The 25,339-nt window shown below is 47.6% G+C and carries 25 protein-coding genes; 17 read left to right on the forward strand and 8 right to left on the reverse strand.

What is annotated here, in order from left to right; genetic code table 11:
- A partial coding sequence (locus tag BLW68_RS19320) for a transposase (protein ID WP_177172299.1) occupies nt 1-260 on the reverse strand: 260 nt, incomplete at its 3' end.
- A gap of 227 nt (nt 261-487) precedes the next feature.
- Between BLW68_RS19320 and BLW68_RS19325 the strand changes: the two genes are divergently transcribed.
- The 5 genes from BLW68_RS19325 (at nt 488) to BLW68_RS19345 (ending at nt 5,041) form a co-directional block, all read left to right on the forward strand.
- The gene (locus tag BLW68_RS19325) at nt 488-1,414 is read left to right on the forward strand and encodes a hypothetical protein (protein ID WP_092796781.1); all 927 of its coding nucleotides are present in this window, start codon (nt 488-490) and stop codon (nt 1,412-1,414) included.
- The gene (locus BLW68_RS19330; RefSeq protein ID WP_092796782.1) at nt 1,395-1,862 is read left to right on the forward strand and encodes a hypothetical protein; all 468 of its coding nucleotides are present in this window, start codon (nt 1,395-1,397) and stop codon (nt 1,860-1,862) included. Before BLW68_RS19325 ends, BLW68_RS19330 begins: the two co-directional genes overlap by 20 nt.
- A gap of 3 nt (nt 1,863-1,865) precedes the next feature.
- Nucleotides 1,866-3,863 carry a P-loop NTPase family protein gene (locus BLW68_RS19335; protein WP_092796784.1) on the forward strand — a complete coding sequence of 666 codons (1,998 nt, stop codon included), beginning with the start codon at nt 1,866-1,868 and terminating at the stop codon, nt 3,861-3,863.
- A 274-nt stretch (nt 3,864-4,137) separates the two neighbouring features.
- The gene (locus BLW68_RS19340) at nt 4,138-4,662 is read left to right on the forward strand and encodes an RNA polymerase sigma factor (RefSeq protein ID WP_092796785.1); all 525 of its coding nucleotides are present in this window, start codon (nt 4,138-4,140) and stop codon (nt 4,660-4,662) included.
- A gap of 10 nt (nt 4,663-4,672) precedes the next feature.
- A complete protein-coding gene (locus tag BLW68_RS19345) occupies nt 4,673-5,041 on the forward strand; it encodes a DUF6768 family protein (protein ID WP_092796787.1) in 369 nt (122 codons plus the stop codon).
- A gap of 2 nt (nt 5,042-5,043) precedes the next feature.
- Here the strand turns inward: BLW68_RS19345 and BLW68_RS19350 are convergent, their stop codons facing one another.
- Nucleotides 5,044-6,093, reverse strand: coding sequence for a GGDEF domain-containing protein (locus BLW68_RS19350; protein ID WP_092796789.1), 1,050 nt, complete (start codon nt 6,091-6,093; stop codon nt 5,044-5,046).
- Nucleotides 6,094-6,547: 454 nt separating this feature from the next.
- On the opposite strand from BLW68_RS19350, the gene nirB reads away from it, so the two are divergent.
- From nirB to cobA, 3 genes are all read left to right on the forward strand, one after another.
- Nucleotides 6,548-9,124: a nitrite reductase large subunit NirB gene (gene nirB / locus BLW68_RS19355; RefSeq protein ID WP_092796847.1), complete on the forward strand. Its 2,577-nt coding sequence runs from the start codon at nt 6,548-6,550 to the stop codon at nt 9,122-9,124.
- A 1-nt stretch (nt 9,125) separates the two neighbouring features.
- Nucleotides 9,126-9,485, forward strand: coding sequence for a nitrite reductase small subunit NirD (nirD, locus tag BLW68_RS19360; protein ID WP_092796791.1), 360 nt, complete (start codon nt 9,126-9,128; stop codon nt 9,483-9,485).
- Nucleotides 9,486-9,555: 70 nt separating this feature from the next.
- Nucleotides 9,556-10,425: a uroporphyrinogen-III C-methyltransferase gene (gene cobA, locus BLW68_RS19365; protein WP_092796793.1), complete on the forward strand. Its 870-nt coding sequence runs from the start codon at nt 9,556-9,558 to the stop codon at nt 10,423-10,425.
- Here cobA and BLW68_RS19370 read toward each other — a convergent pair.
- Both BLW68_RS19370 and BLW68_RS19375 read right to left on the reverse strand, forming a co-directional pair.
- Nucleotides 10,422-12,134, reverse strand: coding sequence for a bifunctional protein-serine/threonine kinase/phosphatase (locus tag BLW68_RS19370; RefSeq protein ID WP_092796795.1), 1,713 nt, complete (start codon nt 12,132-12,134; stop codon nt 10,422-10,424). The two genes, cobA and BLW68_RS19370, sit on opposite strands and share 4 nt — an antisense overlap.
- Nucleotides 12,135-12,136: 2 nt before the next feature.
- Entirely contained in the window at nt 12,137-12,991 is an 855-nt protein-coding gene (locus tag BLW68_RS19375) for a formate/nitrite transporter family protein (RefSeq protein ID WP_092796797.1), read from the reverse strand.
- Between the two features lie 438 nt (nt 12,992-13,429).
- Here BLW68_RS19375 and BLW68_RS19380 point away from each other — a divergent pair, with 438 nt between their 5' ends.
- Both BLW68_RS19380 and BLW68_RS19385 read left to right on the forward strand, forming a co-directional pair.
- A complete protein-coding gene (locus tag BLW68_RS19380; RefSeq protein WP_092796849.1) occupies nt 13,430-14,716 on the forward strand; it encodes a nitrate regulatory protein in 1,287 nt (428 codons plus the stop codon).
- A gap of 298 nt (nt 14,717-15,014) precedes the next feature.
- A complete protein-coding gene (locus BLW68_RS19385; protein WP_092796798.1) occupies nt 15,015-15,461 on the forward strand; it encodes a hypothetical protein in 447 nt (148 codons plus the stop codon).
- Nucleotides 15,462-15,547: 86 nt separating this feature from the next.
- Here the strand turns inward: BLW68_RS19385 and BLW68_RS19390 are convergent, their stop codons facing one another.
- Nucleotides 15,548-16,342, reverse strand: coding sequence for a response regulator (locus BLW68_RS19390; protein WP_092796800.1), 795 nt, complete (start codon nt 16,340-16,342; stop codon nt 15,548-15,550).
- A gap of 245 nt (nt 16,343-16,587) precedes the next feature.
- Here BLW68_RS19390 and BLW68_RS19395 point away from each other — a divergent pair, with 245 nt between their 5' ends.
- Genes BLW68_RS19395 through BLW68_RS19415 form a run of 6 tightly spaced genes read left to right on the forward strand, consistent with a single transcriptional unit; the run spans nt 16,588 to nt 19,479 of the window.
- The gene (locus BLW68_RS19395) at nt 16,588-17,460 is read left to right on the forward strand and encodes a S1 family peptidase (RefSeq protein WP_092796802.1); all 873 of its coding nucleotides are present in this window, start codon (nt 16,588-16,590) and stop codon (nt 17,458-17,460) included.
- Between the two features lie 27 nt (nt 17,461-17,487).
- On the forward strand, nt 17,488-17,733 hold the full coding sequence (locus tag BLW68_RS19400; protein ID WP_092796804.1) for a hypothetical protein: 246 nt from the start codon (nt 17,488-17,490) through the stop codon (nt 17,731-17,733).
- Nucleotides 17,734-17,746: 13 nt separating this feature from the next.
- A complete protein-coding gene (locus BLW68_RS21015) occupies nt 17,747-17,950 on the forward strand; it encodes a hypothetical protein (protein ID WP_143039993.1) in 204 nt (67 codons plus the stop codon).
- Nucleotides 17,951-18,004: 54 nt separating this feature from the next.
- Nucleotides 18,005-18,301, forward strand: a complete 297-nt coding sequence (locus BLW68_RS21505; protein WP_092796806.1) for an excalibur calcium-binding domain-containing protein — start codon at nt 18,005-18,007, stop codon at nt 18,299-18,301.
- A gap of 54 nt (nt 18,302-18,355) precedes the next feature.
- Complete coding sequence (locus BLW68_RS19410) at nt 18,356-18,850, forward strand: hypothetical protein (protein WP_092796808.1); 495 nt, start codon at nt 18,356-18,358, stop codon at nt 18,848-18,850.
- On the forward strand, nt 18,847-19,479 hold the full coding sequence (locus BLW68_RS19415; protein WP_143039994.1) for a biosynthetic peptidoglycan transglycosylase: 633 nt from the start codon (nt 18,847-18,849) through the stop codon (nt 19,477-19,479). Before BLW68_RS19410 ends, BLW68_RS19415 begins: the two co-directional genes overlap by 4 nt.
- Here BLW68_RS19415 and tusA read toward each other — a convergent pair.
- The 3 genes from tusA to fadB form a co-directional block, all read right to left on the reverse strand.
- Nucleotides 19,476-19,724 carry a sulfurtransferase TusA gene (tusA, locus tag BLW68_RS19420; protein WP_092796812.1) on the reverse strand — a complete coding sequence of 83 codons (249 nt, stop codon included), beginning with the start codon at nt 19,722-19,724 and terminating at the stop codon, nt 19,476-19,478. The two genes, BLW68_RS19415 and tusA, sit on opposite strands and share 4 nt — an antisense overlap.
- Before the next feature lie 145 nt (nt 19,725-19,869).
- Nucleotides 19,870-21,033, reverse strand: a complete 1,164-nt coding sequence (gene fadA, locus BLW68_RS19425) for an acetyl-CoA C-acyltransferase FadA (protein ID WP_092796814.1) — start codon at nt 21,031-21,033, stop codon at nt 19,870-19,872.
- A gap of 16 nt (nt 21,034-21,049) precedes the next feature.
- Nucleotides 21,050-23,203, reverse strand: coding sequence for a fatty acid oxidation complex subunit alpha FadB (gene fadB / locus BLW68_RS19430; protein ID WP_092796816.1), 2,154 nt, complete (start codon nt 23,201-23,203; stop codon nt 21,050-21,052).
- Nucleotides 23,204-23,402: 199 nt separating this feature from the next.
- Here fadB and BLW68_RS19435 point away from each other — a divergent pair, with 199 nt between their 5' ends.
- Nucleotides 23,403-25,307: a transglycosylase SLT domain-containing protein gene (locus BLW68_RS19435; protein WP_245728404.1), complete on the forward strand. Its 1,905-nt coding sequence runs from the start codon at nt 23,403-23,405 to the stop codon at nt 25,305-25,307.
- The last annotated feature ends 32 nt before the right edge of the window (nt 25,308-25,339 follow it).

Consider the following 25,339-nt stretch of genomic DNA (forward strand, 5'->3'; position numbering starts at 1 on the left):
TGCGGCTCAAAGCTACCGGCACGGTCACGTGGTGTATTCAATTCAAAGCTGCCGGCGGTGCTTTTCATGGTTTTGGCAGAGCTGCCGTTCTTGCGATTAGGGGCTTCATCTTGCTCAAGGTGCTGCTCTAACTCGGCCTGCATCGCTGCTTCGGTCAGTTGTTTAATTAACGGCGTTAAGATACCGTCTTTACCAGACAAACCTTTGCCATCACGTAATGCCTGAATGGCTGCTTGTATATCGAAAGTTGGGTTGGTCATGTGTCATCTCGTTTTCGCTTAGTTTAATGAAATGACACAGAATTTTGAACACTACCTTTTTTTTTGAAACATTTTATGTAAGTTAAACTATTTATAAATATGCTAATTTTGTTGAAGTGATTTTGATAGTTTTCTATTGAAATTCGCTGTTATATTTACTAACTTAGATAAAATTGCTAATAATCCAGAAATAATAGCATGTTGCCTTACAATAAATGGACTAGCTGATGAGTAGAAGTTTTTTAGATAAGTTAGACGGCAACTCTTGGGAAAACTTTTGCGAAACAATGTTACGTCGAGAGTTTGGTTGGAAAAGTTTCTCTACAGTTCCTCATCAAGATCGGGGAGACCATGGAATCGAATTTTTTACAACGTGTGGAGTGATTTTTCAATGTTACTACCCTAATCCTTCTTATTCGATGGCTGATTATAAGAAGCATGTCCAGAAAAAAATTAATGATGATATTACAAAGTTAAAGACATACGAAAAGGAAATTAAAAACCTCCTCGGAGATATCGGTATTAAAATGTGGGTGCTATTAATGCCGGAGAATAAAACCAAAGAGCTAATTAAGCACTGTGTAAAAAAACAAAAAGAAGTTTTAAGCTCTAATATTTCATTTATTGAAAAAAATGACTTCCGAATAAAAATAGAAACTCATGAAACGTTTCCTACCGGTGCATTGTACGCTCAGGGTTTTATGAAGAATGAAATTAATATTCATGTACCGGAAAGGACAGCGGAAGAAAAAGAATTTTGGAAAACCGCAAACTCAAAATTTTACGCAAACATATGTAAAAAAACAGAAAAGCTGGATTCCAAAGTGGAATTGCTTCGACAAGATCTGATCGACAAGTACATAAAAGTGGAAGAACTACTCGATGCATATAGAGACCAATTTCCAGATTTACACACCGAGGTTTTAGCATTTACGCAAGCAAATTTACTGGAGCTAAGGAATGATAGTTTTTTTACAAAAGATACACCAAAGAATATTCTTCAATCGTCACTAAATAAAAATAGACTTATTTTCGATAGAATTGAACAAACAATTTCTAGGTCAAATAGAGAGCTTATCGCTTCTGGTGTTTTAGCTCAGTGGATTGCTGAATGTAAAATGGATTTTATACTAGATGAACAAATTACTGACTGACAATTTAGCTTCTGCAAAAGCCGTATTTGGTGATGCAACTTTCCCATTGCCTATTGAGCAGAGACCACTTTGGAGAATCGGGCTGATATGTTTATGTATACATATCTGTGGAGACAACGAATCCAGATTGAAACTAAATAAAATGCGTGTTCTTCTGTGGATGTTAATAAGGCCAAAAAGATGGGCTAGCTATATCGATACGATTAATCGCGCAGATGCTAACAAGCTACTGATTGCATCAGATAGTAGTACGGATAAGGCACTTGAACTAGGTTTTGCAAAGAATTTTTTTTCTACTGATGACGGGCGCGTGATTTTAGGCGATCAGGGTAAATCAATGTTAGACATTATTGCTAACAACGGCATATTCGTAGAAGAGACTGTTTTTTTAACTGAAATTAAAAGCAAAGTCTCTGATGTTTATATCAAGCGCATTCTAGGATCATAATAAATGCTTGGATTAACTATAAAAAGACTAAAAGTTTGTGCAGTCACGCGTGATGGTGATTTTTTTACAGAAATCACTTTTGATAAAGGTTTAAATATAATAAGAGCTGAGAACTCATCTGGTAAGTCTACTTGTATTAATGCTATTGCTTATGCTTTTGGGCTTGAAGCCATATTAGGGCCGAGCAGACGAAAACCGTTTCCAAGATCTCTTTATCAGATGTTGGAGACTTCGAAAAGTGACTCGTCGGAGCACGTTGTTCTTAGGTCTTATATTGAACTTGACGTAGAAAACTCTAATGAACAAAAAGTCATGTTGATAAGGGACGTAGAGGGTCTTAATGAAAAAGTAATTGTCCATGACTTTACTAGTGGTCTTAAAGAAGACTACTTTTTAGGCTCATCAGGGTCAGTAGGCTCAGCTAAGAGTAGAAAAGGCTTTCATTTTTGGTTAGAGAGTTTTATAGATTGGAAGCTTCCCTCTGTCACTACTTATGAAGGAAAACCTATAAAATTGTATTTGGAATGCATTTTTCCTTTATTTTTTATCGAGCAGAAACGCGGCTGGTCAGAAATTCAAGCTAATACTCCTACCTATTACGGGATTAAAGGAGTTAAAAAGGCAGCGATCGAGTATTGCATGGGGCTCGAGGACTACAGCAAAAGAAATAAAGTAGTCGAATTAAGTAAAGCTCTAGATGACTTAAAAGTGGACTGGGAGAAGGTTAAGACTTCAGCTGCATCACTTGCCGAATTTGGTAATTTGAGATTAGAGCTAAATTCCAATTTGGAAAAAGATAGCTTTTTTCCGTTAGTAAACTTTTTCGTGTCCCATGAAGACTCTCAATCGCATATATCGGATTATATATCTGGTATTAAAGTAAAACTTAATCAACTGAAATCGAATACAAACGAATGGCCTTTAAATAAAGAAAGGGAAGAGCTTCACGCTAGGTTTAGGGCAACCTCTAGGAAAATAGAGGTTTCTGTTGCTAAAGAAGAGTCGTTAAGGGTCTCTATATCTGGCTTAAACAAAAAAATTGAAACGATAGATTTTGACTTAGATAGGTATAAACAGTTAAGAAGACTAAGAACTGTTGGAGGTGAAACTGGGATAAGTACTGAGATCAAGAACTGTCCAATATGTGAAAGCGAGATGTATGACAGTTTGATCAAGATTACCTCTGGGGCTAAGCCTTTATCAATCGAGCAGAATATAGATTATCTTAAAAATCAAAAGGATTTTTATTCGACAATTGTTGAAAATCAAATAGAAGAATTAATCTCAATAGAGAAAGTTATAAGTAATTTACGCAGTAGAATTGCAGAAGAAGAATTTGAATTACGTAAATTAAGTGAAGAAGAACACAGATATATAAGTTTGTTTGGTTCAACTATCAAAAAAATAGCCGGCTTAGAAAATGAAATTAAAGAACTATCAAAGCTATATTCTCAATCTGAGCTGTTAAACAAAAGAGCAAGAGATATACACACTGATTGGCATAAAGATAAACTGGCTTTGGATTTTGCTAAGAAGCAAGAATCTAACAGTATATCGTTTAACAGGATAGTCCAGCTAACAGATGTATTGAAAAAAAACATGGCGTTGTTTGGGTATAATAACGCAAATATAAATTACCTTAAAATTTCTGACCAAACACTAAGACCTGAACTTGATGGTTATGATATTGTTGCAGACTCTAGCGCCAGTGATTACATAAGAATCATATGGTCTTATACCTTGGCTCTCATGGAGCTGGCTTATGAAAATGAGGACGTGAAGCACAGCGGTTTTGTTGTATTTGATGAGCCTCGCCAACATGAAACTAATAAAAACAGCTTTAAATCTCTCCTTGAAAAAGCGAATTCACTTACAAACTCAGGCGGGCAAGTGATAATAGCTACAAGTATACAAACCGAAGAGCTACTCTCATATAACTTGAATTCGAAGGCCAATATCAGAATATTCGAAGACGGAGAGTATATCTTGCAAAATTTGTAGTATTTTACTCAATCGAAAGGCTGTGCAGATTATTTTATTAAGGCTTGGTTTTAGCACATAAAAATGTTTCTTGTACGCAGGAATTGCCATCCCTCCATAAAACTGACGTTCATTTTTATATGCTCTAGTTATTCAGGCAGTCATAGACATTTTGACATATAAAAGAGACGCGGCTGTCTTGCTTTTACTACCGCAAAAGAAAACTTAGAACTCGTGAACCTTCAAGAGCTGTAAGTCGTCTTTTACCGGCAAGCAATAATAATACGGGCGGCGGATGCAACAGGCACAATTGGATTTACTGGTACTGGCAATGCAAGCAGGTGATAAGCGCGCATTTTCGCTGCTGTACCAGCACTATCACCGTGATCTGCGCCGTTTTGCTGCTTATCTGCTGCACAATCCGGCGGCGGCAGAAGATCTGGTACAAAACGTCTGGTTGAAAGTAAGCCAGCGTATCAATCGGTTGCAGGACCCACAGGTATTTACCAGTTGGCTGTACCGGGCTGTTCGCTGGCAAGTACTGGATTACCAAAAACAGGCTGCGCAGCGCAAGCATCAAAGCATTGATGACAGTGATGGGTTCACAGAGTCTGAGCCAGACGACAGTGGCAGCAGTGATTTAACCAGAGCGATGACACTGCTGAAGGATGATGAACGCTTGGTATTGCAACTGCACTATCTGCATGAGCTGGAGTTAGTGCAGATTGCACTGATATTGGATATTCCAATAGGTACTGTGAAATCACGCTTACACCGTGCGCGTAAACAGCTGCAACAACAGCTGCAAACTATTAACTGAGGATAAGGCTATGACATTAGATAGTGATATTAAGCAACAACTGGCAAAGCAAGCAGCCGAGCTGGATAAGCTAATGCGCGAAGAGCAAGGGTTGGATAAGGTGTTAGCATCCGGCTTTAAAGGCGGCCTGGGTGCTATTATGGGCATAGCATATTTATTGGCAGTGTTGCTGAGCATTGCTATTTTCTACAACGGCTACCAGTTCTTTACCGCTGAGCCCGAGCAACAAGTTTTTTGGGGGGTATTGCTGCTACTGTCATTTCAGGCACAGGTGGGTACTAAGCTGTGGATTTGGCTGGAAACTCATCGCAGCTCCACGCTGCGTGAACTAAAGCGGTTGGAGCTGACAATCGCCCAGTTAATCGAAACCGCAAAGTAAACTTAATTTACCTGATTACGGCCATTGCGTTTAGACAGGTACATTTGCTGATCGGCCAGTTTAACCGCGTCCTGAAAGCTGTCAGCGCTATCGCACACGGCGACACCAAAACTGGCGCTGACCTTATACTCGGGATTATTCGCCAACATACGGCTGTGCTCAAACTGCCGGCGGATTTTCTCTGCTACCAAAAAGGCATCAACGCGGCTGGTATGGGGTAAAATCAGCAAAAACTCTTCGCCGCCGGTGCGGCTGGCAATATCGTTTTGCCGCAGGTTGCTATGAAATAACGTTGCTACCACCTTTAATACTTCATCACCGGCATCGTGGCCAAAGCGATCATTGAGCTGCTTAAAATGGTCGATATCGCACATAATTAGCGCCAGCGGGAAAAACTGGCTTGGTTGCTGTGCCAGGCTCGGCAGCAGGCTTGAATCAATAAAGCGGCGGTTGGCTAATCCGGTCAGAGAGTCAGTATTGGCTTGTATTTCTTTGCTTTGTTGCAGTAGATCCATCGCCTGATGGCTGCGCTCGCGGTAATGTTCGTTAATCCAGCATACAGCAATAACAATCAGCAAAGAGGCAATAAAACGGCTGGCTTCAGCGTCTTTGTACTGCGCCAGAATAAGCTCGGGCATAAACAACATAATGCATAACGCTACTAACATCAGGGCGTTACTCAGCAGGGCATTACGTACGCCCAGTAAACCAAACAAAATAGCCGGAAACGGAAACACCCAATACAGCGCAGTATTATTAAAGCCGCCCTGATATACCAGGCTAAGCACAAAGCTGCCTACCAGCACCGCCTCAGCGATACAAGCGCGCTCAAGGTTACGGCTAAGATGAAACAGCAGAATATTCAGCAGAAATGCCAGCCCGGTGCCAAACAGAATAACAGGCAGTAGTATTTGCTCCGCATTAATATTTTTAACGCCATACACAAACATAATAGCGCTGGTGATATAGCTGACAAAAGCCAGAATATAATGCCGCCTGCGCGCATCAATATTCTGCGCTTGTTTAGTGTAATGTTTTGTCGGTGCTTGCAACTACCACCCCTAGTTTCTGCTCTGTATATGATGCTAGCACAAAATTTCACCAGTCAGCTGGCCGAATAAGCCGCTAGGCGGCCTGGTTTGGCTTTACATGCTGTGTAACAAAGGTGCGAAGAGTGCGTGCAGGTGAGGTTAGCCCCAATCTGGTGCTTGTTTGCACTATTGCAAGGCAATTTAAGCATGAAGAGGAAGCTGGTTAAATATTATTTTAAGTAAAATCAGTTATATAAAAACTGGCATTGTTTGTGCTTTGCTTATAAGAGCGTTTATGCAGCAATATCAACACGGGTTGATACTGAAACAATTTGAATTGAAGTGCCAGGCTTTGCCTGGCACGGGCAACGAAGCCCAGGATCTGACCGCCTTTTTTTGGTGGCTCAGGCCTGGGTTTTTTTATGGGCAAAATTTACCGGCAGCGATAGCCGCTAAACGCCTTAAGGACTTAACAATGCAGCAGACCAAACAAATTCTGGTGATCGGTAATGGCATGGTGGGGCACCATTTTGTTGATCAGCTACGCGCTAAAGACCCATTAGCGCAGATCACCGTGCTTTGTGGCGAAGCTCAGCTGGCTTACGACAGAGTGCATTTATCCGGCTATTTCAGCGGCACCAGTGCTGAGCAACTGGCGCTAACGACAGAAGAAGCCTATCAGGCGGCCAATATTCAGTACCGCCTAAATTGCTGGGTGGAGCAAATTAACCGCGAGCAGCAGTTAGTGGTAACCCGTCAGGGCGGGCAGTTTTATTACGATGAGCTGGTGCTGGCGACAGGCTCTTACGCTTTTGTGCCGCCTATTCCCGGTAATGACCAGCCGCATTGTCTGGTGTACCGCACGTTGCAGGATTTAGACGCAATAGCGCAAAGCGCAGCGCTCAGCAAAGTGGGTGTGGTTATTGGCGGTGGTTTGCTTGGGCTGGAAGCGGCCAATGCGCTAAAACAACTCGGCTTACAAACTCATGTGGTGGAGTTTGCACCTCAGCTAATGGCAGTGCAGCTGGATCAGGCTGGCGGCCAGATGTTAAGCCAGAAAATTACCGAGCTGGGTGTGCAGGTGCATGCCGGCAAAGCGACTCAGGCAATCGTGGCTGGCGCAGAGTGCCGTTATCAGCTGCAGTTTGCCGATGGTGAAAGTTTAGAGACTGACTTAGTACTGTTCTCTGCTGGCATCCGGCCTTATGATCAGTTGGCGCGCAGCTGTGGTTTAGCTGTGGGCGAGCGCGGTGGCATAGTGGTGAACGACCGGTGCCAAACGTCCGACCCACATATTTATGCCATAGGTGAATGTGCCTTGTGGCAGCAAAAGATTTTTGGTCTGGTAGCGCCCGGTTATCAAATGGCGCGGGTGGTGGTAAGCCAGCTTACCGGCGGCGGGCTGAGTTTTAGCGGCGCTGATATGAGCACCAAGCTGAAACTGCTGGGTGTGGAGGTTGGGTCGATTGGCGATGCCCATGCCAGAACGCCCGGCGCGTTAAGTTATGTGTTTACCGATCCGCGCGCTCAGGTGTATAAAAAAATGGTCGTGAGCAAAGACGGTAAACGTTTGCTGGGTGCTGTGCTGGTGGGCGATACCAGTAACTACGACAGCCTGCTGCAATATGCCTTAAACGATATGTTGCTGCCCAAACAGCCGGAGCAACTGATTTTACCTGCCACAACAGGTGTGCCTTTAGCCGCTTTAACTTTACCTGACAGCGCCACTATTTGTTCCTGCCATAACGTCGCCAAAGGCGACATAGTCGCGGCGATGGACGGCGGCTGTTGTGATTTAGCCGGCATTAAAAGCTGTACCAAGGCCAGCACAGGTTGTGGCGGTTGTACGGCTTTGCTGAAATCGGTAGTAGATGACGAGCTGAAAAGCCGTGGTGTTGAGGTGAAAAATCACCTGTGTGAACACTTTGCCTATTCGCGTCAGGAGTTGCTGCACCTGGTGCAGGTGGGCGGCATTAAAACCTTTGCTGATCTGTTAAGCCGCCATGGTCAGGGGTTGGGCTGCGATATTTGTAAGCCGACAGTAGCCTCTATTCTGGCGTCGAGCTGGAATGATTATGTGCTGAAAAAACCGCATGTCGGTTTGCAGGACACCAACGATACCTTTCTCGCCAATATGCAAAAAGACGGCTCTTATTCTGTGGTGCCGCGTATTGCCGGTGGCGAAATTACCGCAGAAAAACTACTGGTAATAGGCCAGGTAGCGCTGGATTTTAACCTCTACACCAAAATTACCGGTGGTCAGCGTATCGACTTATTTGGTGCCCGTTTAGAGCAACTACCTGCTATCTGGCAACGTTTGGTCGATGCCGGTTTTGAAACCGGCCATGCTTATGGTAAGTCGCTGCGTACTGTAAAGTCTTGCGTCGGCAGCACCTGGTGTCGTTATGGTGTACAAGACAGCGTCGGCCAGGCCATAGCGATTGAAAACCGTTATAAAGGTTTAAGGGCGCCACACAAAATTAAAATGGCAGTGTCGGGTTGCACCCGTGAATGCGCCGAAGCACAAAGCAAAGACATTGGTATTATTGCCACCGAAAACGGCTGGAACCTGTATGTTTGCGGGAACGGCGGTATGAGGCCACGCCATGCTGACTTATTTGCCACTGATCTGGATACCGAGACTTTAATCCGCTACATCGACCGCATTCTGATGTTGTACATCCGCACGGCCGACCGTTTGCAGCGCACCTCCGTCTGGATGGAAAAGCTGGATGGTGGCCTGGAGTATCTGCGTAAAGTCATTATCGACGACGAGCTGGGTATAGCGGCAGAACTGGAAAACCAGATGGCCGCGCTGGTGCATACCTATGCCTGTGAATGGAAAGCCACGCTGCAAGACCCGCAAGCGCTAAAACGTTTCCGGCAGTTTGTAAACAGCCCGGATGCCGACGAAAACATCGTTTTTGTCGAGGAGCGCTCGCAAATCCGTCCGGCCACGGCCGAGGAAAAACATCAGTGGTTACAACAAATTCCTATTACTCAGCTTTCTGGGGCAGAGCTGCCTGTAAACGCTTTAGCAGAGGAGAAATAACATGGCCTGGGCTGACATTTGTGCTTTTGAAGATTTAGTCGAAAACAGCGGCATTTGTGCTTTGCTCAACGGCCAGCAAGTGGCAGTGTTTTTGCTGGAGTTGCAAGGCGAACCGCAGATTTATGCTGTGGGTAATTACGACCCTATTGGCGGTGCTAATGTGCTGTCGCGCGGCATAGTGGGTTCTGTCGGTGAGCAAATCGTAGTGGCGTCACCTTTGTATAAACAGCACTTTAGCCTGACCACAGGCCAGTGTTTAGAACAACCTGATGTAGTGATCCCGGTGTACCGGGTGAAGCTGCAACAAGGCAGAGTGTGGCTGAATGTCGGACAACAAAATCAACAGGCATCAGCTGCCTGATTAACTAACCTGACATACAGGGTTGGCTAAAAGGGCAAAGGACAAGGTTAAAAATATAAAGGTAAACATAATGAGTGTGATGAGCTACTTTTTACGTTCGCCGCTAAGCCGTTCTGTGGTGTCCGGCTGGCACTGGCGCAGCGCCAAAGCAGAGCTACAACAGCCTGATAGCAACGGCCGGGTAGTGCTGATAGGTGCCGGGCCAGGCGATCCTGAACTGTTAACAGTGAAAGCCCAGCGTTTATTGCAGCAGGCTGATGTGTTGCTGTTTGACAGTTTAGTGTCGGCTGAACTATTAGCCATAGCACCACGGCGTTGCAAAAAGGTGTTTGTCGGCAAAAGAGCTGGCCGTCATGCTATGCCACAGCAAGACATAAACCAATTGCTGGTAAAGTACGGCCAACAAGGCGGTTTAGTGGTGCGGTTAAAAGGCGGCGACCCGGCGATTTTTGGCCGGATAGCAGAAGAAGCTGCCGCTTTGCAACAAGCCGGTATTGCTTTTGCCATAGTGCCAGGTGTTACCAGCGCCTGCGCTGCTTCTGCCTATTGTGGTATTCCGCTGACCGCCCGCGGCAGTGCTACATCAGTACAGTTTTTAACCGCGCAGTTTGCCGACCCGGCCAAGCAGCCGGACTGGTCTGGTTATCAGTACCGTACTAACGGCACTAATCCAACGCTGGTGGTGTATATGGGCTTAAACCGCTTGCAGCAATTGTGTGCCGGTTTAGCCTCCGCCGGTTGGCCGGACCATACCCCTATAGCGCTGCTGGATCAGGTTAGTACAAAGCAGCAACAGCAACTGCAGGGCACGCTGGCTGATATCAGCCAGCGCTTAGCCGCCAATCCGCTATGCGGCCCGACGTTGATTGTTATTGGCGAGGTATTACACCAGCGTATGACGGTAGATTTGAGCTTACTGCAGACCACGGCTGTCGCCTAGTTTGCCAGCAACCATAATATAATCAGGCATTGCAGCAGGCAGCAACTTTGCCAGAACCACAGCGGATGCAGTTCTATCAGGCTTTGCGGTGCCTGAAACTTCGCATTGGGGTGGCGTAAATCATATAAAAACTCAGACAATGCCTGATACCTCTGGCTGGGATCAGGCTGCAGGGCTTTTGCCAGTGTCTGATCCAGCCAGGCGGGCAGTTCACTGTCGGCAGATAACACAGACTGATACTGCAGCCTTTTTTGCGCTTTTAAACTTCTGCACCTTGCAACCTCAGGCCCGTAAGGAAAACGCCCCGACAGCAACTGATAGGTTAATACAGCCAGTGAGTACAGATCTGCGCGCTCACTGCCGGGTACACCTAAAAAATACTCGGGCGCACAATATAAGGCAGTGCCCGGGATCTCGCCGGCTACATCGTCATCTGGCTGTAAACCAGCCAGCCGGGCAGCACCAAAGTCGATAATGATAGCGTTGCCCTGAGCGGTCACCATAACGTTTTGCGGCCGTAAATCCTGATGCAGTATTTCACTACGGTGCAACGCCTGTAAGCCTTTACCAATTTGTTCTGTCAGGCTGCGTATTTGTTCCAGTGTAGCCTTGGGATGGTCGAGTTGCCATTGGTGCAGGGTTTGGCCATCGATATATTCAAATAGTGTATACAGCGCTGTGCGTGGCCTGTTGATGCTGGCCGGGCGTAATACATAAGCACTGTTAACCCGCTTGGCTATCCACTCTTCACGTAGCAGCCGCTCCAGATAATCCGGCTGTTCGGCTAAATCAATCGACGGTGCTTTTAGTACCAGCAGTTTTGTTGTTGCACTGTCCTGCACCAGATACACATGGCTGCGGCTGTTTTGTTGCAGTGGCCGTACTATTTGCAGGCCGTCCAGCGTGTCGCCTGGTTGCAGCACCGGCGGCACTGGCAATTGCTGATCAAAGCAGGCCGGTAACCGGCTGTCGGCAGGCAGGGTGTTAATACGCACCAGCTGCAGGGTAATATTGTCTTTGCTGCCAGCGGCTAAAGCGGCTGCGGCCAATTGCTGTGCCAGCACTGTTAAATCCGTTTGCTCTGGTTTAAGCTGCTGTGGCTCAAGTAATGCCATTAGCTGTGGTTGTGATAGCGCTTCAAACAAGCCATCGGTCGCCAGCAAAAATACATCACCCGGCAGTACAGGTAAGCTATGGCTGTCTGGCTCCAGCACGGCAGCTGCCCCTAGGGCCTGGCTTAAATAACTGCTAGTGCCACGCCAGATCCGGTGATCCCGTGTCAGTTGTTCCAGTTGCTGGTTACGCAGCAGGTAAATCCGGCTGTCACCCACATGCAGTAAATGTGCATGGCGCTGCTTTAGGATCAATGCACTAAAAGTACAAACATAGCCCTTATCCGGATCGGCAGCAAAAGGGCCATTGCGGTTTTGCGCATACAGCCAGTTATGGCTGGCTTTTAACACCTGCAAGGCAGCATGCGGCACCGACCAGGCATCGCTGGTGCAGTAGTAGTCGCTGAGAAAGCTTTTTACCGCTGTTTCGCTGGCAATCTGGCTAACGGTACTGCTGCTGATACCATCGGCTACCGCCAGCGCTATGCCTTTATTACTCAGTTGTGGCTCTGCAGGCAAGCAAGCGCCATACCAGTCCTGATTCAGCGCTTTGCGGCCAGCACTGCTGTACTGGCCAATGGATACCTGCAACGACATAGTTAAACTTTGGCCAAATCTATAGTGTTGCGGTTTGCCGCGGTTGGTACCAGATTACGTTTTGGCGCAGTTTTATAATGTGTGCTGTACAGTGTCAGGCCGGTAAAGGCTAAGCCGCCAACCAGATTACCTAATGCCGTAGGTATTTCGTTCCAGATCATATAATCCATAATAGAGAAATCACCGCCCATCATCATGGCAAAGGGGAACAAAAACATATTCACCACTGAGTGCTCAAAGCCCATAAAAAAGAACAACATAATTGGCATCCACATGGCAATAACTTTGCCGCTGACATGGGTAGAGATCATGGCGCCAACCACGCCCATCGATACCATCCAGTTACATAACATGCCACGCAGAAAAATCGTCAGCCAGCCCACTGTGCCGTGTTCGGCATAACCCAAAGTACGGGCTTCACCGACCCCGGCCAGTTTCTGGCCTACTGCGTCGGGCTCTAAATGAAAGCCCATCGTTAAAATAAACGCCATCATGGCTGCCACTGTTAAAGCGCCAACAAAGTTACCGGTAAATACCAGCCCCCAGTTGCGTAGCACGCCCTTTACCGTGACACCGGGCCGGCGGTCCAGTAAGGCCAGTGGTGTTAGCACAAAAACACCGGTAAGCAAATCAAAGCCCATCAGATACAACATAATAAAGCCAACCGGGAACAACATAGAGCCGACTAAAAATGACCCGGTTTGCACCGCCACGGTTATCGCAAATACCGCCGCTAAGGCCAGAATGGCGCCCGCCATATAAGATCGGATCAGAGTATCGCGGGTAGACATAAAGATTTTGGATTCGCCGGCATCGACCATTTTGGTCACAAACTCGGCTGGAACTAAATAAGCCATAGGTTCACCTTTTCCCGTTATGTTTAATTATTCAGCTGCTGTTTTTTGCACAACAAAAAAGGCGTCCGGATCATGCTGTGTTATCAGCTGATCACGGGACGCCTTTGTCCAGAAACTGTTTTTTTGTCCGGAGGTATCTCACACCTCTGCCATATTTAACTAGGCAACTTTGATGCCAGCCTGAAATTTTTGCTTAATCGGCTAATTTACCTTGGTTTTTAATAGTCCGCCTTGAACATGGTTGCAGCGGTAAGTGCCATAGCTGTGCATCGCAGCCTGCTTTTGCACTCATTTGGGGCGTTTGTCTTTATTTGTAGCGTTATCAGCTGGCGCTTATGCAGGTTGAAACCTAAGGCTGGCAGTAGCTGGCACCGGCTAAAAGCGGGTATGGAACAAGCATTGCTAGACCTTAACACTGAAAATTTTATTGTGTATTGTATGAACCCTTCGACCGCACAGTTTTTGCTGGCCGCGAAACAGGCAGAAATAAAAGCCCTGTTGCAGCTTTCGGCCAGCTGTCAACTGGTAACCGGCATTAGTGAGCTGGTGCACCAGCTACAGCGCGAGCGGGGGATCAGCAATATTTTTCTTGCGTCAGGCTGCGAGTTATTTGCCCGGCAACGCCAGCAACAATTGCAGCACAGCACCAGTGCAGAGCTGCAATTACGCACAGCACTTGAGCAGCAGTACATACATGCACTGCAGCCGTGCAACAGCAGCCGTTTACTCAGCGATATTTGTCTGGCGTTGCAGGGTATGGATCATCTGCCGGCCCTGCGCGAGCAAATACAACAGCAAAAAATAACTCCCTTACAAGCCACAGAAGCATACAGCCGCTTGATTGCCGCCTGGCTGGCGGTGGTGCTGGAATCGGCCGACTTGGCCTGTGATGCCAGCATTACCCGCGTACTGGTTGCCTTGTTTAACCTACTGCAAACCAAAGAATATGCCGGACAGGAAAGGGCGTGGGGTGCTATGGGGTTTGCCTCCGGTAAGGTAAGTACAGAGCTGGCTGAGCGTTTATTATTACTGCAACAGGCCCAGCAACACAGCGCTGCTGTTTTTCTGGAATTTGCCAGCAGCGCACAACAGCAGCAGTGGCAACAGCTGGAGCAAAGCGTCGCGGCTAAACAGCTGCAACAACTGAGAACTATGTTGCAGCAGCTACCGGGCACGACAATGCTGGTGCCTGCAGTCAGCGATCTTTGGTATCAGTTTGCTACCGATCGTATGGACGCCATGCACCAGTTAATGGCATTGCTGACAGCTGATTTACAGCAACTCACCTCTGCTACAGTCACCGCCGCTCAACAGCAATTGCAGCAGCACCGGCATAAGCTAACCGAGCTGACTGCCTTGCCAGGCAGCTCAGGTTTAACCTTATTAATCGACCCCAGCATGCCGGGGCTATATGGCGCCTCGGTTTTACCGCAAACGACTAACGAACACAGCATAAAAGCACCCAGCCGCTCGTTTTATCAGCTGCTGTCGGAACAAGCACAGCATATCCGCCAGATGCATACTGAACTAACAGATGTACGCCGGGCCATAGGCGAGCAAAAACTGACAAATCGCGCCAAGCTGTTGTTAATGCAATATAAAAAAATTACAGAAGAGCAGGCTTACCGCCAGTTGCAGCAAAGCGCGATGCAGCAACAGTGCAAAATAGCCGACGTCGCCGCCGCTGTGGTTAATGCTTTGCATAAAGCGAAAGAGCAGAATTAGCGACTAACCGATAAAGCGGTTTAGCTTTTATCGTAGTCGCCACAACCTGCCTGAAAATACCGTTAACATTCTGCTCAAAAAAGTCACGGCCAGATGCGCTCTGCTGCAAACGTCTACAGTGCCTACAAAAAGTTCGCTAAACTACAACTTTTGTGTTTTAATTGTGTTAATTTATATTAAATATATTGGTGTTTATCTGTGTTGGCTTTAGACGCTAGATCCTTATCAGTCTGCATTCAAGCGCTGTTAACGGCAATTAAACACAATGACTTCTTGTCACAACCAAGCACTGTCTAAAATGCATACAGCAGCGATTTCATTACAACCTCTGGTATCAGATCGCGCTGATGCTGTTCCGGTAGCGGAAATTTGGCTGGCCGGCGTTACCACCGCTAAGCTGATCGGCGGGGCCGTACTTGAGGCTGCTTTTCACTGTGAGCATGGTTATCTGCTGTTTGTTACCGATGATATTCCTTTTGAAGATACACTTAGCATTTACCTGATGGATCAGGATTTTCAGGTATTGGACAGCGTTAATATTGGCGTGGCGTATTCTACCGGTAACTTCCATTTACTACGTGAACCGTCAGCACGTGAAGTTCAGTTCAGTTTTATTGGCGGCTGTAACTGGCGCCTTACTTTGTTGGCTACTCCGGAATTTTGCCTGCCGTTATTTAACGAGCCGGCAGGTGTACGCCGCCAGCCCAGCTTTAAGCGTTGGTTTAAGCTAAGTTACTCGAGTTAAAAATTATTTCTGTTCCGGCCAGCGTAGCTGTGCCGAAAGGCTGGCGCACTTAGCCCCGATGCTGACTTTTTATTACCACAATATGCTTAATGATCTAACAGCCGGTACAGCAGCTGCTTAACGGCTTCCGGTTCAAACGGCTTGTCACACATCGCATTTACACCGCTTTGAGCAATATTGGCCAGATGCGCATCATTGGCTTCGCTGGTGACCATTAACACCGGAATATGCGACAGGGTGCTGTGCTCGCGGATAAATTCTGTCAGCTCGCGGCCATTTACTTCCGGCATATTGTAGTCGGTCACTACCAGATCAAAGTTTTGGCGTTGCAACAGTGCTATAGCCTGCTGGCCATCTTCGGCTTCGGTAATCTGCTGCATACCGAGATTGTTTAGTACACGGCGGATATGGTTACGCGCCAGCCGGCTGTCATCAACCACCAGCACCCGTACATCGTGTACGTCAAATAAAGTCAGTTCCAGCTCAGCCGGGCTAAGTAGATCAACGGCGGCATTTAATGCTTTGCCCAATTGCATGGCATCAAATGGCTTGGGCAAAATGGCAACCACGCCGGATTGCTTAAAGGCTTCCAACTGCGCTTTACGGGTCTCGCTTGATACCAGTAAAAATGGGATCTCAGCGGTGTCGGGGGCTGCTTTCAATTGCTGTAATAATTGCTCTGCGGTGCCATCGGCAAAATGCAAGGCGCAGGCTATAGCATCGGGCTTGTGCCGCTTAATGTTTTGCAAGGCACTGGCAAGGCTGTCGGCTTCTTCAACACGAGTAACGTTTTCTTCCGCCAGTTTTTTGCGGATAATTTTTCGTTGTACCTCTGAAGGCTCAATCAGCAGAATATGTAAATCGGCAGGGGACAGTTGCATGGCGGCTCCGCAACAAATGACTAAAGCAGTATCTTGCCACAACTACCGTTAGCCTGGCACTACTAAATAGGCCTTGCGCCTGGTGTATAAATTACCACTGTAAGACCTAACTCTGGATTGTAACAGCTGTTGTAAATTAACTATTGCGGTAAATAGGTATACATAACCACTTACATTTAAAGACTTAATTGTTTTGCGGCTTTCTGTCAGTCTGAGACTTATCAAAAGCCACCTAAGGACGCAAAATGTACCACAACACCAATTTGAAGCTGCTCAGTACCGGTTGCCTGATTATGACCGGTATGCTGACGGCTCCGGTGTCAGCCATTGTTATTCGTCATGATAAGCCGGTAGAGCACTATCTGGCTTCTAAAGCGGATTTCCCGCCTCTGGCGACGTTTTACAATATAGGCGTGCACGGTACTTTGATTGCGCCGGAGTGGGTGTTAACTGCAGCGCATACCGTGTTTTGCCTGCATCCGGGCCAGACCATTCAGGTGGGCGATGAATTAGTCGAGGTACAGGCGCGTTATAGTTACCCGTCTTATCAGTTGGGTAAGCAGCATGACTTAGCCTTAATCAAACTGGCAAAACCTGTGCTAAGTGTAGAGCCCGCCAAACTTTACCGACAACAGGATGAGCGTGATCAGGTGCTGTGGTTTATCGGCAGTGGTGGCACAGGCACAGGTTTAACCGGCGAAACTATCGGCTACAAAGAAAACAACGGTGTGCTGCGCAAGGCGCAGAATAAAGTTATCGCCGTGACAAAATCCGATTTGAGATTTGTGTTTGAGTCAGGTCAACACGGGCTTGAGCTGGAGGGGGTATCGGGCAATGGCGACAGTGGTGGCCCGGCTTACCTGAAAAAAGACGATGGTTATTACCTGCTTGGCGTAAGTTCCAGAGTAGATTCGTGGTTTAAAGGTGTTGGCGAGTACGGCGTTAAAGAGCTGTACACCCGGGTATCCAGCCACGCTAATTGGATCGACCAGGTAATGGCCGCCGATAAAGCCGAAAGAGCCAAACTCAGCTCATCCGACGGTTTCCTGCAACCTGGCATGACGGCAGAAAATTTGCCTGGCATTTGTGCGTCGATAAGTTTGAAAACGCCGGTTTAATCTTTGAAGTGTAAAGAGGATAGTTGTATGGCTAAGAGCACAGCGCCTGAGCCCGGTACGCCGGAGTATCAGCAGTGGTTAATCGAGCATTCCAGGCCGCTGATTGACCGCTTATTTGAACACCCAATACCTGAGGATGTTGCACAAGCGGAAGATGGCTTAATTGCCGGCCCAGAAAGCTGGGAGCAGCTGATGCCCGAAAAGACGGTGCCCGAGGATGTTGCAATTGATAAAGCGCATCAAAGAAGCAAACTAAAGTTAGTTAAAAAGTAGGGCGCAATAAGCTATGCCCGAGTCTTTATCGCGTTCTTCTTTAAAGAAAATTAGCCAGCGTCAAAGCTTATCTAATAAGCAAAAGCTGGAAGAATTTAATTTAGATACAAAAATACATCCCAGCCCTTTAGCTCCAAATAACCAGCGTGGATATTTAAAGGGATTACTTACTCCTTCACAAAATCATTGCCGTTCCCTGTTTTATCTACTAAGTTAGTAACTTGCAGCCGCCTAAGAGCGGCAAAACAATGAATAACAGGGAAGCTCATCATTGAAAAAGCTGCTGCTTATTGCCCTGATCGCCTTTGGTGCCTGGAACTACTATCAAAAACAAAGCACAGCAGAGCCCGTCGCTGAAAGCGTGCCGAAAGTGCTACCCGATTACACCGTGCCAATCAATAAAGCCCGTGCTGTGGCTAATACGCCACAATTCCGTTGTGACGGCCGCCAACACTGTAGCCAGATGACCTCGCGCGCTGAAGCGGAGTTTTTTATCCGCAACTGCCCGGAGACCAAGATGGATGGCGACAGTGATGGAATACCATGTGAGAATGATTCGAGATTTTAGATACTGTGTATTTTTGCTACAGCATCAGCAATACCAGTAAGATGCGGAGAATAAATGAATTTTGAGACTTTCTGGGCCGATTTAGCTGTCACATTGCTTGGTGGTGTCGTTCTGACGTTTCTTTTCTTTCTGTTTAGAGAAAGAATATTTCCTGCGTTTGACATAACAGGAAAATGGTATTTGCAGATGACTACAGAAAAATCTGCTTACAATCCTTATAAAAATATGGTTCTCCGGTACGTTCTAATAATCTGGAGAGAGGGGGATTGTATTAAAGGTAGTGCAGAAAAAATCTACGAAAATTCGTCCACTGGAGAACGAGAATTTATCGGAAAATCGAGAACGAGGGCAGTAATAAGTGGCTCTTTAGAAAAGAACTATTTGAGTAAAGATCGCATATTTTTGCATGTAGTTGAAGATGGACATGGAAGGCAATCTACAAATTTCTATGAAGTTGTTGCAACATCAAAGACTGGACTCGCTGGAACTTTTAAATCTATGGTCGCAGACCAAGATGGACGAGTATTGATTCAAAGGGCTCCTTTTTGAAACAAATACTATTTTCTTTAATATTACCCCTTCAAGCAGTTTCAGTCGTTTTTTTCGCCCTAAATATAATGGGCGTAAGAGACCGCTTAAGAATCTGTTTAGATATGGTTGATACCATTAGCAATAGTTCGCTAGAGAGTTATGTTCCGTATCTTGTTGTTGCAGAAGACCATCGATATTTTCAGCATTTTGGTGTTGACCCAATCGGAGTGGCGAGAGCTATCTTCGTAAGAGTTTTCAAAGGAAAGATTCAAGGTGCTAGTACGATTGAACAGCAGTTCGTCCGAGTGGTCACTGAAGATTATGAGCGGACTATAAAACGGAAACTGAGAGAGCAGTTGATTGCTCTAATGCTATCGAAAAAAAGGGATAAGCTAGACATAGCAACTGCTTATCTTTCCAAAGCGCACTATGGGTATGGGCTTAATGGGTTGCAGGGTTTAAAGCTAATTATCGGGTACGACTTTAAGTTAGCCTCAGAAGCAGACAAGATTGCACTAGTATCGCGTCTTAAATACCCTCAGCCTCGTTTGCAATGCGAAGTTTGGATGTCAAAGCATATGAATAGAATTAAATATATTAGGGACAAGTTTGTAACCGCTGGCAATCGAAGCATCCGAAGCATTTAGCCACTAACCTTCTTTACCACATATCGATAAGGCAATTCACTGGTATCACTGCCCACTAACTCGTGATCCATAAAGCGGCAAAATGCCGGGATATCGCGGGTGGTGGCTGGATCGTCGGCGATAATCAGTAAGGTTTCACCCACCTGCATTTTGCGAATTTGTAGCCGTATCATCATTACCGGCTCGGGGCAGCGCATGCCTAAGGCATCCAGTGTTTGATCTGCACTGCTGAAAATATTTTCCATCTATACTCCGGTAAAATTTAAGGCGGTCTGGGGCTGAGCCAGCGCGGGATTTTCGCCTCTATTTTTGCGTCAATAAAAAGGGCCGTAAAAACGGCCCTTATTCTATGCGATTGTGCTTATTGCTGCCAGCTTATGGCCATTCAAACTATGGGCGTTCAAAAACAGTCGCAATACCCTGGCCTAAACCGATACACATGGTCGCCAGACCAAACTTACCGCCTTTATCTTCCATTACGTTAATCAGCGTAGTGGCAATACGTGAACCGGAGCAACCCAGCGGGTGGCCGAGGGCGATAGCGCCGCCGTTCAGGTTTACTTTCTGATCTGCTACTTCCAGTAAGCCCAAGTCTTTCATTACCGGCAGGGCTTGGGCTGCAAAAGCTTCGTTCAGCTCGGCGTAGTCGATATCGTTAATACTGATGCCTGCCATTTTTAATGCCTTTTTCGACGCCGGTACCGGGCCGTAACCCATAATAGACGGGTCGCAACCGGCTACACCCATACCTCGCACGTAAGCACGGATTGGCAGGCCCAGCGCTTTGGCTTTGTCTTCGCTCATTACCAGCATGCCGGAGGCACCGTCAGATAACGCAGAAGACGTACCGGCGGTTACTGTGCCGTTGGCCGGGTCGAATACCGGGCGCAGTTGGCTCAGTGCTTCTACTGTGGTTTCTGGCCGGATAACTTCGTCGTAATCCATCAGCTTTAACACGCCGTCGGCGTCGTGGCCTTCGGTGGGGATAATTTCATTTTTAAACCGGCCTTGCAGGCTGGCTTCCTGGGCTAACCGGTGCGAGCGGGCGCCGAATTCGTCCTGCTGCTGGCGGCTGATGCCGTGCATTTTGCCCAGCAGTTCTGCGGTTAAGCCCATCATACCGGCTGCTTTAGCTACAGAGGTAGATAAGCCCGGGTGAAAATCGACACCGTGGTTCATTGGCACATGGCCCATATGCTCCACACCGCCAATTAAATACACTTCACCCATGCCGGTTTGAATAGCGCGCACGGCATCGTGCAAAGCCTGCATAGACGAGCCGCATAAACGGTTAACGGTAACAGCCGGTACTGAGTGCGGAATGCCGGCTAATAAAGCGGCGTTACGCGCTACGTTAAAGCCTTGCTCCAGCGTTTGTTGTACACAACCCCAGATAATATCGTCGATATCGCTTGGGTCTAACGCCGGGTTGCGCGCTACCAAAGAGGCCATGATATGGGCAGATAGTTGCTCGGCACGCACGTTGCGGTACATACCGGCTTTGCTGCGGCCCATCGGGGTGCGAATGCAATCTACAATAACTGCGTTTTTCATTATTTTGCTCCTGCGCTTAAACCGGGAAGAAACGCTGGCCGGCTGCGGCCATAGCGCGGGTTTTGTCTGTTACCTGATAAATCTCGCCTAAATGCGCGTATTTATCGGCCAGGGCGACAAAGTTGCTTAAACCTATGGTATCGGCATAACGCAACGGGCCACCGCGGAACGGTGGGAAGCCCAGGCCGTAAATCAGGCCCATATCGGCTTCAGCGGCGCTGGCGACAATGCCTTCTTCCAGACAACGAATAGTCTCGTTAATCATTGGCACCATGACGCGGGCAATAATGTCTTCGCTGCTGAATTCCTGCTTATCGCCGGCAATACCCGCCAGTAAGCTCAGCGTGGCCGGGTCGATATCTTTTTTCGGCTTGCCTTTGGCATCTTTGCTGTAGGCATAAAAACCCACGCCGTTTTTCTGGCCGTAGCGATCTGCTTTGTACATCGCTGCTACCGGGTCGTTATCCAGCTTGGCCATCCGCGTCGGGAAGCCCGCCGCCATTACATCGGTACAGTGATAAGCGGTGTCTAAACCTACTACATCCAGCAGGTACGCCGGGCCCATCGGCCAGCCGAACTGCTTTTCCATTACCTTGTCTACCTGGGCAAAGTCGGCACCGTCTAATACCAGCTTGCTGAAACCGGCAAAGTAGGGGAACAGCACTCGGTTAACAAAGAAGCCGGGGCAGTCGTTTACCACTATAGGCGATTTGCCCATCTTGGCGGCATAAGCCACTACGGCGGCGACGGTTTCTTCGCTGGTGTCTTTACCACGGATAACCTCTACCAGTGGCATACGGTGTACCGGGTTAAAGAAGTGCATACCGCAGAAATTTTGCGGCCGGCTTAAGTTCGCCGCCAGTGAATCAATCGAAATGGTGGAGGTATTCGAGGTTAAAATAGCGTCGTCGGCCAGTAAGGCTTCTACTTCTTTTAATACCGCACCTTTAATTTTCGGGTTCTCTACCACAGCTTCCACCACGATATCGGCACCTTTAACATTCTCGTTGCTTAGCGTAGGGGTAATAGATGCTATTACTTTAGCCATGCCGATGGCATCCAGCTTGTTGCGCTCAACCTGCTTACCCAGCAATTTAGTGGCTTCGCCCATACCCAGTTCCAGGGCTTTATCGGCGATGTCTTTCATGACTACCGGCACGCCTTTTAATGCCGACTGATAGGCAATACCGCCGCCCATAATACCGGCGCCCAATACTGCGGCTTTTTTCACTGCTTTAGTGGCGGTTTTGGCGGCTTTTTTCGCTTTGCCTTTAATCAGCTGGTCATTTAAGAACAGGCCGATTTGCGCAGTAGCGGCATCAGTCTTCGCCAGTTTAGCAAAGCCGGCATTTTCCAATGCCATAGCACCGGCGCGGTCTAAACCAGCGGCGGCCTCGATGGTGCTAACTGCCAGCATCGGTGCCGGGTAGTGTTTACCGGCGTTGGCAAAGACCATGCCTTTGGCAGTGGTAAAGCTCATAGTGGCTTCGGTTTTGTTTAGTTTCAGCGGCTGTAACTTCACGGCGCGCTTTTTGCGCCAGTCCAGTTTGCCGGCAATGGCATCTTCCAGCATGCTTAGCGCTGCTGCTTCCAGTTTCTCTGGTGCCACTACGGCATCAATTAAACCAAACTTTTGCGCCTGATCGGCACTGTGGTCTTTACCGGTGGTGATCCATTCCATGGCATTGTCGGCACCAATAATACGCGGCAGGCGCACGGTACCGCCAAAGCCTGGCATTAAGCCCAGTTTTACTTCCGGCAAGCCGATGCGGGTAGTGGTATCCGCTACACGATAATCAGCAGTAAGTGACCACTCACATCCGCCACCGAGTGCGAAACCTTTGAGCGCAACAATGGTAGGGACGGGTAAGTCTTCAGCCAGATCAAAAATATCAGAAGCTTGTTTAATCCACGGAATAAGCTCCGCTTCCGGCCGTAAAAAGGTGCTTAAGAATTCGGTAATGTCGGCACCGACAATAAAGGCATCTTTATCACTACAAAAAATAACGCCTTTTAGTGCTTTGTCTGCGTGCAGCAGATCTAAAGCTGTCTTACAATCAGTCAGGGTTTGTTGATCGAACTTGTTAACAGAGCCTTGCGCACTAAAGGCAAAGCGGACGATACCAGGTTTCAGGTAGGCAACACTGATGTTGTCACTCTGGTAAATCATAATGGTGCTCCTTGGTCGCGTATGTTAGGGTTTTTCGCAACTGGTACGATGAGGTTGTCTTGCTCAGTGTGTCGCGGTTCGGAAAAAAATTCAACCGTTATTTAAACACGTGTTTGAATCCGACAACGGTGGTCAGCAGTAACTATAGGTGGTATTTTTTCTTTTTCGTGTATTTATCGGGGTTATCACAGTGAAACGTATGGTTTTAATGCTGAGTAACCTGCTCCTTATGCCGCTGGCTACGGCATCTGTGTCTTCTGAGGCAGCGTTACGCAATGAATTTTTACAGGCTGAGCGCCAGATTGGCAGCCTGAAAGCTGAGCAAGCACAAAAAGTGCTGGAAAAATTTGCCGACTATCCGTTGCAGCCTTATTTGCAGCAACGCCGTTTACAGCAGGTTTTAACTGCCGATGAGCGTATTGCCGCATTTTTGCAGCAATACCAAAAAACACCGATGGACTGGCCGTTGCGTAAACCCTGGTTGCTTGACTTAGCCCGCCGGCAAAAAGCGGCTACTTATCTGGCCAATTATAACGGCTCTAATGATGCCGAGCTCGAATGCCATGCACTGCGTTTTAAGCTGGCAGATAAAAATGCTGATACTAAGGCTCTATGGCCTGAAGTGACCCGCTTGTGGGTAGTGGGTAAATCGCAACCTAAAGCCTGTGATCCGCTATTTGCGGCCTGGCGCAAAGCAGGCCAGCAAACCGCAGAGTTGGTATGGCAGCGGATCCGTGTGTCTGCCGAAGGCGGCGATCCAGGCTTAATTCCGTATCTGAAAACCCAGTTGCCGGCAGATCAGCAGTATCTGGCCGATATGTATTTAAGAGCCCGGCAAAACCCGTCAGTGATTAGCGGCGCTAAGTTTTTTCCGTTAAAAAAAGTGAATGAGCGTGATGTGCTGGCATATGGCCTGAAACGGCTGATCTGGCGTGAGCCAAACCAGGCGCTGGCGCTATGGCAAAAATTTGTAAATGACCCGTATTTCACTGAGGCCCAGCGGTTAGATGTAAAGCGTCAGTTTGCTATAGCTTTAGCCAGTAAAGGTGAAGAGCAGGCAGCTGACTGGTTTAAGCAGCTGCCGCCTGAACTTATTGATAATATGCTGGCGCACTGGCAGGTTAGCCATGCGCTGGCGCAGCTGGATTGGCCTAAAGTACAGCAGATTATTGAAGCTTTCCCGGCCGATATTGCCAAAGACAGCAGCTGGCGCTACTGGTTAGCCCGGGCTTATGAGCAACAAGGCCAGGCAGATAAAGCTAAACCGCTGTTTGAAACACTGGCATTACAGCGGCATTTTTACGGCTTTATGGCCGCAGCTAAACTAGGTTTACCACCGAGTTTGGCGCATGCGCCTGTTACTGTATCTGAAGACGAACTGAAAACCCTGAAACTGCACCCGGCAGTAAGGCGGGCGCAAGAGTGGCTGGCGCTGGGGCGTTTAACCGAAGCTCGGCGCGAGTGGAACCACCTGCAGGACACCTCAGATGAGCAGCAAAAACTGGTGTCGGCCAAGCTGGCGCATCAGTTGCAATGGTATGAGCGGGCCATTTTTTCGCTGGCCGATGTCGGTTACTGGGACGATGTTGAACTGCGGTTTCCGTTGGCGTATCAGGATGAAATAACCCAGTCGGCAGCGAAAGTGGATATAGAATCTGGCTGGGCTATGGCGATTGCCCGGCGTGAAAGCTCTTTTATGGCAGATGCTAACTCGCCGGTAGGGGCCCGTGGCCTGATGCAACTAATGCCGGCCACAGCGCGCGAAATTGCCAAAAAACCGGTGCAACTGACACAACTGTATAACCCGGTGATCAATATCGATTACGGTACCGATTACCTGAATTATCTGCGTAAACGTAACGACGGCAATCTGTTAATGGCCACAGCAGCCTATAACGCCGGGTACAGCAGGGTTAAGCAATGGATCCCGAAAACCCATGCTTTACCGGCAGACGTCTGGGTAGAAACTATTCCATACCGGGAAACCCGTGATTACGTGAAGGCGGTAATGGCGTATTACCAGATTTACAATATACGCCTCAATACGCCGACAGATGTGTTTAAACCACTGACCATAATGCAGATTGGGGTCGTGGTGGAATAATGTTATGATGCCCCGCATATTTTTCAGCCAAC

The organism is Rheinheimera pacifica (genome assembly GCF_900108485.1).
GTDB lineage: Bacteria > Pseudomonadota > Gammaproteobacteria > Enterobacterales > Alteromonadaceae > Alishewanella > Alishewanella pacifica.

Coding starts and splice junctions, on each gene's coding strand:
- nirD (WP_092796791.1), top strand. CDS start 9,126: ATGGCCTGGGCTGACATTTGTGCTTTTGAAGATTTAGTCGAAAACAGC.
- BLW68_RS19370 (WP_092796795.1), bottom strand. CDS start 12,134: ATGTCGTTGCAGGTATCCATTGGCCAGTACAGCAGTGCTGGCCGCAAA.
- BLW68_RS19400 (WP_092796804.1), top strand. CDS start 17,488: ATGGCTAAGAGCACAGCGCCTGAGCCCGGTACGCCGGAGTATCAGCAG.
- BLW68_RS19340 (WP_092796785.1), top strand. CDS start 4,138: ATGCAACAGGCACAATTGGATTTACTGGTACTGGCAATGCAAGCAGGT.
- BLW68_RS19325 (WP_092796781.1), top strand. CDS start 488: ATGAGTAGAAGTTTTTTAGATAAGTTAGACGGCAACTCTTGGGAAAAC.
- BLW68_RS19330 (WP_092796782.1), top strand. CDS start 1,395: ATGAACAAATTACTGACTGACAATTTAGCTTCTGCAAAAGCCGTATTT.
- BLW68_RS21015 (WP_143039993.1), top strand. CDS start 17,747: ATGCCCGAGTCTTTATCGCGTTCTTCTTTAAAGAAAATTAGCCAGCGT.
- cobA (WP_092796793.1), top strand. CDS start 9,556: ATGAGTGTGATGAGCTACTTTTTACGTTCGCCGCTAAGCCGTTCTGTG.
- BLW68_RS19395 (WP_092796802.1), top strand. CDS start 16,588: ATGTACCACAACACCAATTTGAAGCTGCTCAGTACCGGTTGCCTGATT.
- BLW68_RS19435 (WP_245728404.1), top strand. CDS start 23,403: ATGGTTTTAATGCTGAGTAACCTGCTCCTTATGCCGCTGGCTACGGCA.
- fadB (WP_092796816.1), bottom strand. CDS start 23,203: ATGATTTACCAGAGTGACAACATCAGTGTTGCCTACCTGAAACCTGGT.
- BLW68_RS19385 (WP_092796798.1), top strand. CDS start 15,015: ATGCATACAGCAGCGATTTCATTACAACCTCTGGTATCAGATCGCGCT.
- fadA (WP_092796814.1), bottom strand. CDS start 21,033: ATGAAAAACGCAGTTATTGTAGATTGCATTCGCACCCCGATGGGCCGC.
- BLW68_RS19345 (WP_092796787.1), top strand. CDS start 4,673: ATGACATTAGATAGTGATATTAAGCAACAACTGGCAAAGCAAGCAGCC.
- nirB (WP_092796847.1), top strand. CDS start 6,548: ATGCAGCAGACCAAACAAATTCTGGTGATCGGTAATGGCATGGTGGGG.
- BLW68_RS19380 (WP_092796849.1), top strand. CDS start 13,430: ATGAACCCTTCGACCGCACAGTTTTTGCTGGCCGCGAAACAGGCAGAA.
- BLW68_RS19375 (WP_092796797.1), bottom strand. CDS start 12,991: ATGGCTTATTTAGTTCCAGCCGAGTTTGTGACCAAAATGGTCGATGCC.
- tusA (WP_092796812.1), bottom strand. CDS start 19,724: ATGGAAAATATTTTCAGCAGTGCAGATCAAACACTGGATGCCTTAGGC.
- BLW68_RS19335 (WP_092796784.1), top strand. CDS start 1,866: ATGCTTGGATTAACTATAAAAAGACTAAAAGTTTGTGCAGTCACGCGT.
- BLW68_RS19410 (WP_092796808.1), top strand. CDS start 18,356: ATGAATTTTGAGACTTTCTGGGCCGATTTAGCTGTCACATTGCTTGGT.
- BLW68_RS19390 (WP_092796800.1), bottom strand. CDS start 16,342: ATGCAACTGTCCCCTGCCGATTTACATATTCTGCTGATTGAGCCTTCA.